This is a genomic window from Tenacibaculum sp. DPLXC6, from assembly GCF_056815515.1.
In genome coordinates this window covers 2,295,903-2,309,524 of the sequence record NZ_CP141806.1, presented here as the reverse complement: position 1 = coordinate 2,309,524, position 13,622 = coordinate 2,295,903, and the positions used below count along the sequence as shown (strand labels likewise).

At 32.3% G+C, this 13,622-nt stretch carries 12 protein-coding genes; 10 read left to right on the top strand and 2 right to left on the bottom strand.

The window, feature by feature from the left end; genetic code table 11:
• Window positions 1–4: 4 nt before the first annotated feature.
• Window positions 5–2,614 (bottom strand): DNA mismatch repair protein MutS, encoded by a 2,610-nt coding sequence (gene mutS / locus VCM48_RS10420; RefSeq protein WP_482270463.1) that lies wholly within the window; start codon window positions 2,612–2,614, stop codon window positions 5–7.
• A 104-nt stretch (window positions 2,615–2,718) separates the two neighbouring features.
• Here mutS and VCM48_RS10415 point away from each other — a divergent pair, with 104 nt between their 5' ends.
• The 8 genes from VCM48_RS10415 to VCM48_RS10380 all read left to right on the top strand — a co-directional run bounded on the left by VCM48_RS10415 (window position 2,719) and on the right by VCM48_RS10380 (window position 10,185).
• The gene (locus VCM48_RS10415) at window positions 2,719–3,249 is read left to right on the top strand and encodes an RNA methyltransferase (protein WP_482270462.1); all 531 of its coding nucleotides are present in this window, start codon (window positions 2,719–2,721) and stop codon (window positions 3,247–3,249) included.
• A 233-nt stretch (window positions 3,250–3,482) separates the two neighbouring features.
• Window positions 3,483–3,623 carry a hypothetical protein gene (locus tag VCM48_RS10410; protein ID WP_482270461.1) on the top strand — a complete coding sequence of 47 codons (141 nt, stop codon included), beginning with the start codon at window positions 3,483–3,485 and terminating at the stop codon, window positions 3,621–3,623.
• Window positions 3,624–3,718: 95 nt separating this feature from the next.
• Window positions 3,719–5,578: a tetratricopeptide repeat-containing sensor histidine kinase gene (locus VCM48_RS10405; RefSeq protein WP_482270460.1), complete on the top strand. Its 1,860-nt coding sequence runs from the start codon at window positions 3,719–3,721 to the stop codon at window positions 5,576–5,578.
• Complete coding sequence (locus VCM48_RS10400; RefSeq protein ID WP_099214882.1) at window positions 5,547–6,224, top strand: response regulator; 678 nt, start codon at window positions 5,547–5,549, stop codon at window positions 6,222–6,224. Before VCM48_RS10405 ends, VCM48_RS10400 begins: the two co-directional genes overlap by 32 nt.
• A 672-nt stretch (window positions 6,225–6,896) precedes the next feature.
• Window positions 6,897–8,381, top strand: coding sequence for a glycerol kinase GlpK (gene glpK, locus VCM48_RS10395; protein ID WP_482270459.1), 1,485 nt, complete (start codon window positions 6,897–6,899; stop codon window positions 8,379–8,381).
• 12 nt (window positions 8,382–8,393) lie between these two features.
• On the top strand, window positions 8,394–8,936 hold the full coding sequence (locus VCM48_RS10390; RefSeq protein WP_482270458.1) for a pyridoxamine 5'-phosphate oxidase family protein: 543 nt from the start codon (window positions 8,394–8,396) through the stop codon (window positions 8,934–8,936).
• 104 nt (window positions 8,937–9,040) lie between these two features.
• Window positions 9,041–9,838: a heparin lyase I family protein gene (locus tag VCM48_RS10385; RefSeq protein WP_482270457.1), complete on the top strand. Its 798-nt coding sequence runs from the start codon at window positions 9,041–9,043 to the stop codon at window positions 9,836–9,838.
• A 212-nt stretch (window positions 9,839–10,050) separates the two neighbouring features.
• Window positions 10,051–10,185 (top strand): hypothetical protein, encoded by a 135-nt coding sequence (locus VCM48_RS10380; protein WP_274638895.1) that lies wholly within the window; start codon window positions 10,051–10,053, stop codon window positions 10,183–10,185.
• Window positions 10,186–10,271: 86 nt separating this feature from the next.
• On the opposite strand, the gene VCM48_RS10375 is transcribed toward VCM48_RS10380, so the two are convergent.
• On the bottom strand, window positions 10,272–11,450 hold the full coding sequence (locus VCM48_RS10375; protein WP_099214886.1) for an acyl-CoA dehydrogenase family protein: 1,179 nt from the start codon (window positions 11,448–11,450) through the stop codon (window positions 10,272–10,274).
• Between the two features lie 110 nt (window positions 11,451–11,560).
• Between VCM48_RS10375 and rnpA the strand changes: the two genes are divergently transcribed.
• Window positions 11,561–11,980, top strand: a complete 420-nt coding sequence (gene rnpA / locus VCM48_RS10370; RefSeq protein WP_482270456.1) for a ribonuclease P protein component — start codon at window positions 11,561–11,563, stop codon at window positions 11,978–11,980.
• Window positions 11,970–13,595 (top strand): S41 family peptidase, encoded by a 1,626-nt coding sequence (locus VCM48_RS10365; RefSeq protein ID WP_482270455.1) that lies wholly within the window; start codon window positions 11,970–11,972, stop codon window positions 13,593–13,595. Before rnpA ends, VCM48_RS10365 begins: the two co-directional genes overlap by 11 nt.
• Window positions 13,596–13,622 lie beyond the last annotated feature (27 nt).

The window sequence follows — 13,622 nt, the reverse complement described above, 5'->3', positions numbered from 1 at the left end:
ACGTTTACTTTTTAGTCAACATTCGTTTAATTTCATTCAGCTTCATAAGCGCTTCAATTGGTGTTAAGGTATCAATATTAGTGGTTAAAATTTCTTCTCGAATATCTTCTAACAACGGATCATCTAACTGAAAAAAGCTCATTTGCATATCTTCGTGCTGTGCTTCTTTCAAGGTTTCTTTAACCTCTTTGTGTGAATGTGAGTCTTCTAACTCTTTTAGAATTTTGTTTGCTCTATGAATTACCATACTTGGCATTCCCGCTAATTTTGCTACATGAATACCAAAACTATGATCGCTTCCTCCTTTTACCAATTTACGCAAGAAAATAATGCTATTATCTAACTCTTTTACCGATACATTAAAGTTCTTAATACGCTCAAACGTCGAAGTCATTTCGTTCAGCTCGTGATAGTGTGTTGCAAATAACGTTTTTGCTTTCGAAGGGTGTTCGTGTAAATATTCCGAAATCGCCCAAGCAATAGAAATTCCGTCGTAGGTAGACGTTCCTCTTCCAATTTCATCTAACAATACCAAACTACGATCGGAAATGTTATTCAAAATAGAAGCTGTTTCATTCATTTCTACCATAAATGTAGATTCTCCCATCGAAATATTATCACTAGCACCTACTCTGGTAAAAATCTTATCCACCATACCTATTCGAGCATTTTGTGCAGGTACATAACTTCCCATTTGTGCTAACAACACAATCAAGGCTGTTTGACGTAAAATTGCTGATTTACCTGACATGTTAGGACCTGTAATCATAATAATTTGTTGCTGATTACGGTTCAAGACAACATCATTGGCTATATATTCTTCACCAATTGGTAATTGTTTTTCAATAACTGGGTGACGACCATTTTTGATTTCAATATCAGTGCTGTCATCCATTAACGGACGCACATAATTATTCTCGGTAGCTAAGGTTGCGAAAGATTGTAAAGCATCAATCTTAGCCACATTTTGTGCATTTTGCTGTACAGGTTGTACAAAACCAATAATATACTGTACTAACTTGGCAAAAATCTCTGTTTCTAACTGCTGAATCTTCTCTTCTGCTCCTAAAATTTTAGCTTCGTATTCTTTTAACTCTTCAGTAATATAGCGTTCAGCATTCACTAAGGTTTGCTTACGAATCCACTCTTCTGGAACTTTATCTTTATGCGTATTTCTAACTTCAATATAATATCCGAAAACATTATTAAAAGCAATTTTTAAACTCGGAATTCCTGTACGTTCTGTTTCACGAGCTAGCATGGTATCTAAATACTCTTTTCCAGAGTTTGAAATGTTACGTAATTCATCCAGTTCTTCTAAAACTCCACTAGCAATCGCATTTCCTTTATTAATATTTACAGGAGCTTCTTCTAAAACTGTCTCAGTAATTTTATCAATCAGCGTTTTGCAATCGTGCAGTTGTTTTCCTATTTCTTGAACTGCTTTGTTCTTACTTTTTTCTGCGGAATCTTTTATTGGAAGAATCGCTTTTAACGAGTTTTTCAACAAAATTACTTCCCGTGGAGAAACCTTACCCGTAGCAACTTTCGATATCAATCGTTCGATATCAGAAATTTGTTTTAATTGGTAGATTACAGTTTCAGAAAAAGTATCGTCATCAATTAAAAACTTTACTAATTCATGTCGTTGTTGAATTTGAGCTAAATCTTTTAATGGAAGCGCTAACCAACGTTTTAACAAACGCCCTCCCATAGGAGAAATAGTTTTATCAATTACATCCAATAACGAAACCGAGTTTACCGAATTTCCACCATATAATTCTAAGTTTTTTACGGTAAAGCGATCCATCCACACATAATTATCTTCCGCAATTCTACTGATAGATTGTATATGTTCTATTTTGTTATGTTGTGTTTCCGATAAGTAATACATTGCTGCACCACCTGCTACAATTCCATATTCTAACTCTTCAACTCCAAATCCTTTTAATGTTTTTACCTTAAAATGATTTCGAAGCAATTCATCTCCATAATCTTTTTGAAACACCCAATCATCCAAATAAAATGCATGAAAACGATTTGTAAAAGCTTCTAAAAATCGTTGCTTATGTTTCTTTTCAACCAAAACTTCACTAGGTGTAAAATTTTGTAAAAGCTTATCTATATATTCTTCATTTCCTTGCGCGATGAGAAATTCCCCAGTTGACACATCTAAAAACGAAACTCCTAATAGCTTTTTCCCAAAATGAACTGCTGCTAAAAAGTTATTCGACTTCGATTGTAACACCTCATCATTTAGAGCAACCCCAGGGGTTACCAACTCCGTAACTCCACGTTTTACAATCTTTTTAGTCATTTTTGGATCTTCCAACTGATCGCAAATAGCAACACGCAATCCAGATTTTACTAACTTTGGCAAGTAAGTATTTAAGGAATGGTGCGGAAAACCAGCCAACGCTGTTTCACTCTCACTACCACTTCCTCTTTTGGTTAAAATAATACCTAAAACTTTGGATGCTTTTATAGCATCTTCTCCAAAGGTTTCATAAAAATCGCCTACTCTAAATAACAACATCGCATCCGGATATTTTGCTTTAATTCCGTTATACTGTTGCATTAATGGAGTTACCTTTTTTGCCTTTGTTTTTGCCAAATTTCTAGATTTTTTGGGTTAGTTTTGCGAAGATAGAAAAGTTTAGAGTTTCTTTTGTTTCAAGTTATCCACAACTTTAAACTTTTGAACCTGAAAACCACTTTATGAGAAAATTAAAAAACAGCGAACTAGGCAGGAAAACAGTTGAGGAGTTTAAACAAACAAACAAAACTCCTATTATAGTAGTATTAGATAATATACGTAGTTTGAATAATGTAGGCTCAGTTTTTAGAACTTCGGATGCTTTTTTAATTGAAAAAATTTATTTGTGTGGTATTACAGCAACTCCACCTAACAAAGAAATTCATAAAACTGCTTTAGGTGCTACCGAATCGGTAGATTGGGAATATGTTGAAAACACCATGGATTTGGTTGAAAAGCTACAAGCGGAAAATGTAAAAGTTCTATCCATAGAACAAGCAGAAAATAGTACGATGTTAGATACTTTTACTCCTGAAACTGATCAAAAATATGCAGTTGTATTTGGTAATGAAGTAAAAGGTGTACAGCAGGAGGTAGTTTCTGCTTCTGATGTTTGTATTGAAATTCCGCAATTAGGAACTAAACACTCGCTGAATATTTCGGTAAGTTGTGGAGTCGTGTTATGGGATTTATTTACTAAAATGAAAAATTAACGTCATTACGAGGAACAATAGTGACGAAGTAATCTGCTTGTTTAGAGTTTATAATTCAAAGGTTGCTTCACTTTAGCCCGTCTTGAGCGACAGTCGAAAGATTTGCAATGACGATATCATTCTTTTAAAAGTAGAATGTTAAATTTTTGACTTTCTCCTAAAAACCTACTACATTAGACACTTGATTACCCCCATCCCCAAGTATTATTTTATAATTAAAAACCCTATTTAATATGGAAAACAAGTACTTAAAAGAAACCGCAATGAGTTTGAACCCAGATGGAGATAATGAAACAATAACTACCGATACTGGCGGAACGGATAGTCCTAAAACTGATACTGGTGGTAGTGGTGGTAGTGATGGTGGTGATTAAGTTTAAAATTACTTAGTCAACTAATTAATCTTACATACAACTTAAAAGTAAAACCATTACTTTTGAAAAGTAATGGTTTTATTTTATGACTAGTGATGAAACGTTTCCTCTATATTCTTCTATTTTGCTCTTCTTTTCTGTTTTCTCAAGAAAACAAGGACTATTTCTCTAAAAGAGACTCACTAATAGAAGCTGGAAGACAGGCTTACTTTAGTAATAACCTTCCTTTGTTAAAAAAAATCACCACACGAGTCGATTCTTTTCACAAAGAAACAAATGATTCTATTTTACTTGCCAAGTATTATCATTTTAAAGCTCTGCAAAATAAGCTTACTTATACTAACGACAGCTCTTTTTACTATTACCATCTTTCAAAAGATATCTCTAAAAAAATAAATGATTCTTTAGCAGTTGGAAGACGTTTGTTAAGTTTAGCTATATTACAAAGAGAAGCCAAAGATTATCGTGGTGGTGAAATAAGTTTAATTGAAGCTTTGCAATATTTAGAACCCATACAACCTTCTATTTATTTAGAACGTGTATATACTAACTTAGGGCTTATTTCTGAAGAATTAGATCAAAAAGACGATGCCATACAGTACTATGCAAAAACATTAAATATTAATAAAAGAACTAAAGACAAACGAAGCTACACATTCACTAACAACAATTTAGGCTTGCTTTACCAAAAAAGAAACAACCATAAAAAAGCTATCTCCTATTTTAATAAAGGTTTATCTCAAGACAGTATCAAAGAAAAGTACCCTACTCAATATGCTTTATTATTAGAAAATTTGGCTGCTAGTAATTTTTTATTAGGTAAAAAAGAAAATGTACTGAGACAATATAATAAAGTTCTAAGGATAAGGGAAAGAGAAAAGGATTTTACAGAATTAAGCACAACTCATATAAACTTGGCAGATTATTACAAAAACCTTAATCAAACTAATAAAGCCCTGTTTCATGCCAATGAAGCTCTAAAATATGCCAAACAAACACAGAATAATAAACGCTGGCTAGAGTCTTTAATAAAACTTTCAGACTTAACAACTGGTGATAAATCAAAACAGTATTTAGAAGAGTACATTACCTTGAATGATAGCTTATTTCAAAACGAACGTAGGTTAAAAAACCAGTTTGCTAAAATTAGATATGAAACCGATAAGAAAGAAAAAGAAAATGTAGTTTTAAAAACCGAAAATCAACAAAAGCAAGCAGAAATACTTTATCATAAACAACAAAAAACAATAGGTTGGTTAGCTGCTGCAATTGGTCTTTTGCTATTTGGTTTTAGTGTGATGTTTTATTTTCAACGTAGAAGAAAATTATTATACCAAGCACAACTACAACAAGTACAAGTAAGAGAACATGAACGCAAACAAATTGCTAAATCTTTGCATGATGAGGTAGCAGGAGACCTACGCTTACTACATCATAAGTTAGAAAAGTCCAATTTATTAGAGGAAGCTCAAAAATTAGATGCAGTAAAAGAAAATGTACGTAATTTATCGCATCAATTGAGTAGTGTTAGTTTTAATAAAGTTTCTTTTAAAAATCAAATTATTAATTTAGTGAGTGATTATTTTGAACCAGATTTTAAAATAAAGCTAAATGGATTGCAAAACTATAATTGGACTACTGTTGATAATTCTATAAAACGTCTACTCTACCTAAGTACTCGAGAAAGCATACAAAATTGTAAAAAATACGCAAAGGCAAGTAAGATAATTATCAATTTTTCTGTACATAAAAAATACGTACATTTGGATATTATTGATGATGGTATTGGTTTTGATACCAACATTAGTAAAAAAGGAATTGGTTTACAAAACCTACAAGAACGCATTGAAGAGTTAAACGGAACGTTAACCATTAATAGTGAAGTAGGTAAAGGAACCCAAACCGATATTCAAATACCCCTAAATGGCTGGACAAACAAAAATACTTTTAGTTGATGACCATCAGTTAATTCTTGAAGGAATTCTTTCGTATTTGAAAGATATAGATGGTTTAGAAATTGAAACGGCAAATTCATGTGACGAAGCTTTTTCTAAAATAAAATCAAGTTTAAGCGAAAATCCATTTCATATTGTTTTTACCGATTTAAGTTTTGACAATCAAAACAAAAATGTTGTTTTAGATGGTGGCGAGTCTTTTATAAAATCTATCCTCAAAGAAGAAATTCCAATTAAAGTAGGAGTAATTACAGGGCATTCTGAAACTAACAGAATTTTTAATGTAATACATAATTTAAACCCTTCTGCATATATCTTAAAAGGTAAGTGTAGCACTGACGAATTGACCTTTGCTATTCAAAAAATGTTGAAAGGGGAAGTATATTACACCCATGAAATTCATCAAAAACTATTAAAGAGAGCCTTGGTAGAAATACAAATGGATGATATTGCTGTTCAAATTTTAAAAGAACTTCCTAAACATGCTAAGATTTCTAATCTAGAAGGTTTAATTAAAAAAAGTGATGGTTCATTAATAAAAGTCCGTTCTATAGAAAGTAAACTATCTAAGCTAAGAACTGACCTACAAGCCAATAATAACACAGACCTTGTGTTAAAAGCAAAAGAATTAGGAATTATAGATTAACTCTTATTGCGGAAATACGCATTTATTTTTACGGTTATCCCTTTTTATAGATTATAAGTAAAGAATACTTTCGCAAAAGAATTCAAAACCATTGTTGGGAAGAATCTTGAAAGAGAGAGAATATAAAAAAAGCCTTTAGATATCTAAAGGTTTTTTTGTTTGAAAACGGTTTCCTTTTGTGTTTTGCGGAAAACCACACTTTTTTTTGCGGAAATACCCTTTTTTAACCTTTAATCTCTCCTTACATTTGTAACATCTTCTTTTCAAGATTAATTGAAAAAAGACATTTAAGGGGAATAATGAACCTTCTAGAAATTCTAGAAGGTTTTTTTTATGCTCTTTCGGAAAATTACACTTTTAACTTCGGAAATCCCGTTTTATACCTCTGATTATCAGCATATCTTTGACATGTTCATTCTTTAATGACAATTAATTTAAGGGGAATTAAATTATTTTAAAAATGGGAAAATTACTACTACGCAAGACGAGCAAAGGTTTAAACACTTTACTTTCAGTATTAGCTGAATTTGGTAAAGGAGCCGGATATGCTTTGAGACACTAAAAGTTAACTAACCAAACTTAAACGTGTAAACCTTCTAGAACTTCTAGAAGGTTTTTTTTATTACATATGACTAAAATTGTAAATTAGGCGTTCAATCATTTTATGCCTAAATGACTCAAAAATATATTATTGCTTTAGACCAAGGAACAACTAGCTGTCGTACAGTTATTCTTAATAAAGAAGAAAAAATTATTGCAAAAACTCAAGAAGAGTTTCAACAAATATTTCCTCAACCTGGTTGGGTAGAACATGATGCTAATGAAATTTTACAAACTCAGTTAAAAACCTTACAACAAGCTCTTGAACAGTCCAAAATATCACCTTCAGAAATAGCAGGAATAGGTATTACTAATCAGCGTGAAACAACTGTTGTTTGGAATAAAAATACAGGTGAACCAATATACAATGCTATTGTTTGGCAAGACAAACGAACTGCTGACACTTGCGAATTACTCAAGGAAACTGGACTCGAAAACTATGTGCGTAAAACCACTGGATTAGTAATTGATAGCTATTTTTCAGCTACTAAAATTCATTGGATTTTAAATAATGTAGATGGAGCTCAAGAAGATGCTGAAAAAGGAAACTTGTTATTTGGAACCATAGATTCTTGGCTTTTATGGAACCTAACCAATGGAAAAGTCCACGCTACTGATTATAGCAATGCTTCGCGTACCATGTTATACGATATAAAAAACTTGTGTTGGGATAAAACTTTAGTAAAAGAGTTAAACATTCCAACTTCAATGTTGCCTGAAGTAAAACCTTCTTCTTATCATTTTGGAAATTATAAATTAAACGGAGTTCAAATTCCAATTGCAGGTATTGCAGGAGATCAACAATCTGCCTTATTTGGACAAGCATGTTTTAAAAAAGGGGAAGCTAAAAACACTTACGGTACTGGATGCTTTATGTTGATGAACACAGGTGAAAACTTAGAATATTCTGAAAATGGTTTGATTTCTACTATTGCTTGGGGAATTAACAACAAGGTGTATTATGCTCTCGAAGGAAGTGTTTTTGTTGCTGGTTCTGCAATTCAATGGTTACGTGATGGACTACAAATTATCAATAGCGCAGAAGAAAGTGAGCTTTTTGCTGAAAAAGTTACTGAAGAAAACCCTGTTTATGTGGTTCCTGCTTTTGCTGGATTAGGTGCCCCGTATTGGGATATGTATGCACGAGGAGCAATTTTCGGTTTAACTCGTGATACTGGAAAAAACCATTTAATTAAAGCTACTTTACAATCGTTAGCTTATCAAACCAAAGACATTTTAGACGTTATGCAAAAAGATAGTATGCTACAACTTTCTTCTTTAAAAGTTGATGGTGGGGCTTGTGTTAATAATTTATTGATGCAATTTCAAGCAGACATCTTAAATGTAGATGTGGAACGTCCTGAAGAAATTGAGACCACTGTAATGGGAGCTGCTTATTTAGCTGGTTTCTGTGTTGGTTTTTGGCAACAAAACGATATTATTAATAAACGAAAAATAGATAAAACCTTCACTCCTTCTTTTTCTAAAGAAAAAAGAGAAAAGCTATATCGTACTTGGCAAAAAGCTGTTGAACGCACTAAAGATTGGATTGACTAAAAATAAAGAATTATGGCTAAGTTTTACGACAAAATAACAAATCGAGTTCAAAAATTTATTGAAGCTCAAAAGATGTTTTTTGTTGCTACAGCAGCAAAAGAAGGAAGAATTAATCTTTCACCAAAAGGAATGGACACCTTTAGAGTACTTAACGAAAATAAGGTTGCTTGGTTAAGCGTAACAGGTAGCGGAAACGAAACCTCAGCACATTTGCTAAACGACAATCGAATAACTATCATGTTTTGTGCTTTTGAAGGTGCTCCAAACATACTCAGGCTATATGGAAAAGCTGAAGAAGTTCTTCCTACTCATGATAAGTGGAGTAATTATGCTAATTTGTTTCCTAAGCTTCCAGGTACTCGTCAAATATTTGTTGTTTCTGTAGAAAGTGTGCAAACCTCTTGCGGGATGTCGATTCCTTTTTATGAATACCAAGGAGAACGAAATCAATTAAATGATTGGGCTACTGAAAAAGGTGAAGAAGGAATTAAACAATATTGGAATGATAGAAACCAAACTAGCATTGATGGGTTAAAAAGTGGCTTTGATTCTTAACTTTCTTTGCTTATAAGGTTTTTAATTTGAACACTAAACCTAATTTATGATCGTTTTAACTATCAACACATTAACAATATACGCTGCAAAACAATTATTATACTATGAAAAAAAGCCTCCTATCTTTAACAGTTTTCCTTACTCTATTTTTAATATCCTGTACAAAAGAGGAGTCTAAGGTAATTGAAGAACCTTCAGAAAATATCTTGTTTTTTGATGACTTTGAAAGAGGTGACTTATCTCAAACAGAAAATAATGTTAACTACGGTAGCAGTACCTACTCATCTGTTTCTAATAAAGTAAAGAAAGATGGAGAGTATTCTCTTCAGTTTTACTATAAGGGCGGATCATCAGGAGAAGATGCTTTTGCTGAGCAAAGAATATCATACCCAAATACTGGAGAGTTATGGATAAAATATGACCTTTACATTCCTAATAATTATACCCATCGTAAAGAAAACTCAGCTAGCAATAATAAATTTTTAGCTGTTTATAAAAATGATTATCGTTCTCCAGGTTTTCAGGTAAATTGGTCATTATCTCCAAATAATACTGGAGGTTCTAATTTAACCTTACATAGATACAGAAATGGAACCGAGCAACCAAGTATATCACCTTCAGGGGGCTTAGGAACTAATTTTATTACCGAAGACGATCATGGAAAATGGATTCACATTATGGCTAGAGTTAAAGCTCCAAGTAATGAAAATGCTACTGATGGAGTAATGCAACTATGGAAAAATAATGTTCTGGTTTGTAATGAAACAGCACTTAACATGTATGGTGGTATTGATGAAAACTTTATGAGCGAAATGTATTTAATGGGCTGGTCGAACTCTGGATACTTAGAGGATACTATTTTTTATATAGATAATCTATCTTTAAATTACTCTGCATTTTAACATAGAATACTTAAACATTCATAAACTAAACAATACTAAATAAATAGAATTTAAATCAAACTAGTTTTTACGGTTTCGATACATTATTAAAAGAGGAAACATCTTTCTAATCTATTTTATAAAATCTCTTCATTTTTTTCAAAACCCTGATAAAAATCATGTTTTAACTTAAACTATGCTTGTATTTTTGAGACAATAAAGTATAAGAAGAAATGGTAGAATTAATGAACATCCCAATGGTATCTTGGACAAACGGAACCATTATGATGATTATTTTCGGTTTGGTTTGTATAGGTTTAGTAACCGCTCTTTTAATTCTTGTTAATGGTGGCAAGAAGAAAGAGTAGGTAAATTTTAGTTTTAATAGTTGATTGAAGAAGCACTCTTTAATAATGTGTTAGTGGTTTAACGTTTGAGTGCTTCTTCTTCTTTTTTATTTAAATGCATTTAATCCTGTGATATCTAATCCTGTGATTAATAAATGAACATCATGTGTTCCTTCATAGGTTATTACACTTTCTAAATTCATTGCATGTCTCATAATTGAGTACTCTCCAGAAATTCCCATTGCTCCTAACACTTGTCTTGCTTCTCGTGCTATTTTTAATGCCATATCAACATTATTTCGCTTCGCCATAGATATTTGAGCAGATGTTGCACGACCTTCGTTCTTCAGTACTCCCAAACGCCATGTTAACAACTGTGCTTTGGTAATTTCAGTAATCATTTCAGCTAGTTTTTTTTGTTGCAACTGAAATTGACCTATTGGTTTTCCAAATTGTGTACGTTCTTTCGCATAACGTAACGCCGTATCATAACAATCCATCGCAGCACCAATAGCTCCCCAAGCAATACCATAACGCGCAGAGTCAAGACACAACAAAGGTGCTCCTAATCCTGATTTATTTGGCAATAAGTTTTCTTTTGGAACTTTAACATTGTCAAAAATTAACTCACCTGTAATTGATGCTCTTAACGACCATTTGTTATGAGTTTCTGGTGTAGAAAAACCTTCCATACCACGTTCTACTATCAAACCATGAATGCGTCCTTCTTCGTTTTTTGCCCATACAACTGCTACGTTACAAATTGGCGCATTTGAAATCCACATTTTTGCTCCATTCAATAAATAATGGTCTCCCATATCTTTAAACTTGGTTTCCATTCCTCCAGGGTTACTTCCATGGTTCGGTTCAGTTAACCCAAAGCTTCCCATCCATTCACCAGAAGCTAATTTTGGTAAATATTTTTGTCTTTGTGCTTCGGTTCCGTAGTTATAAATAGGCCCCATAACAAGAGAAGACTGTACTGAAGCAGTAGATCGAATTCCACTATCACCCCTTTCTAGCTCTTGCATAATTAACCCGTAAGAAATTTGATCTAACCCTGCACCTCCATACTTTTCAGGAATATAAGACCCGAAGGCTCCTACTTCTGCCAATCCGTTAATTAATTCCTTCGGAAATTCTGCACGTTGTGCATACTCTTCAATAATTGGAGATAGGTTTTTCTTAACCCATTCGCGAGCTGTGTTCCGAACAAGTTTATGTTCATCGGTTAATAAATCGTCTACTTGATAATAATCTGGGGCTTGAAATAAATCAGACTTCATAAATATATTTTAAAATTAATTTTACTAATTGTATAAGAGAAGTGTAAAATTAATCGCGGTTTGATTTTATGTGGTTTCTTAAAAGAATTGTTTCAAAAATACTTAAAAAAATGGTTATTAGTGCAGGTTTGCGTATGTTTGTACTAATGAGATTTACTTTAGGAAAAGAGGAGCGTTTAAAAAGCAAAAAGCTCATAGGAAGACTATATGAGGAGGGAAAGGTGATAAAAGTTTTTCCACTAAGAATGGTATATATACAAACCGAACACACCTCTAAATTCCCTGCACAAGTTGGCGTTTCTGTTCCTAAACGTAACTTTAAAAAAGCCGTGGATAGAAACCGTATAAAACGGTTACTTCGCGAAACATACCGTAAAGAAAAGCATACTATTTATGAGACTGTAGATAAACCGTATGTGTTTATGATTTCTTATCTTGCAAGAGATGAATGGAAATATGCCAATTTAGAGCATAAAATGAAGAAATTATTAACACAGTTTATTACAGAAGTTACTCAAGATGAAAAATAGAAAATTCCTTTTTTTTGGTTCACTCATTGTAATCTCTCTTCTCTTTTCTTTTCAATCTCGTTTTTTTGAGATTGCTAAACAAATTGAAATTTACAACAACCTTTTTAAAGAGTTAAACATTAATTATATTGATGAAATTAACCCAGGAGATTTAACTGACAAAGCGATAAAAAACACGCTTAAAAATTTAGATCCTTATACCAATTTTTATAACGAACAAGATGTTGAAGATGCGCGTATTCGTCGTGAAGGTGAATATGGAGGTATTGGTATCTCTACATTTTATACTAAAAAAGGAATTGTCGTTTCTGAAGTTTACAAAGGTTTTTCGGCTGATAAAGCTGGCTTAAAAGCAGGTGATATTATTACCAATGTAAATGGACAAGAATTAAATACCTTAGAAAGAAGTCAGTTTTCTCAAATGCTAAAAGGAGTACCAGGAAAAGAGCTTTCTTTAAAGGTAGAAAGGAATAACCTTACAAAAAGTGTTTCTGTAAAACTTGATAAAGTTATTTTAGACCCTGTTCCTTTTTACGATATGATTGATAACGAAACAGGATATATTGTTTTAACACGATTTATCAGTCAAAAAGCTACCGAAAGTGTTGTAAACGCATTTGGTGACCTAAAAAAAAGAGGAATGAAAAAATTAGTGTTTGACTTAAGATATAACCCTGGAGGCTCTTTATTTGATGCAATAAACATTACTAATTTATTTATTCCTAAAGGCTTGAAAGTTGTAGATACTCGTGGAAAAACTCAAAAAAACAGTAGAACTTATAAAACAAATAGAGAACCTTTAGATGCTGAAATTCCTATTGTAGTATTAATAAATGGTCGATCGGCTTCTGCTTCAGAAATTGTTTCTGGTGCTTTACAAGACTATGACAGAGCTGTAATTATGGGTGAGCGTTCTTTTGGAAAAGGACTGGTGCAACGTTACTTTGATTTGAGTTACGGAACACAAATGAAAATCACAATTTCTAAATATTACACTCCTAGCGGGCGTTGTATTCAGGAATTAGATTATGCTAATAGAGATTCAAAAACAGGAAAAGTACCTAAGTTTTCGGATACTACTCTTAATGAGTTTACAACTCAAAATGGACGAAAAGTATACGATGGAGGTGGTGTAACTCCTGATGTAGAAAGTGAATTTTCTAAAAAAAACAAAGAAACAGATGAATTACTAAAATCAAAAGCTATTTTTAATTTTGTAACTGATTTCACACATCAAAACCCTAATTTATCTGCTGAAAACTATACTTTCTCATCTACAAACTTTAATCAATTTAAAGAATATTTGCTTCGTAAAGACACCGCTTTTGTATCTAAAGAAGAAAAACTTTTCCAAGAAGCATATGAATCAGTAGAAAACAATAATAAAATTACTTCAGAATATAACACGATTATCCAACAATTAAAAGCCACTAAAGTTGCTAAAGTTTTAGTAAATCAAGATATTTTATCAAGAGAAATTGAAAATGAAATTGTTGAACGTTATGCATATAAAGAAGGAATGTATAAGCATTTATTTAAAAATGATATTACTATAAAAAATGCCGTTAACTTGCTAAATAGCCCTAAAAAATATAGCAGTATTTTAAAAAAATAGCTTCTTTAACATAATTTGTATATTTGT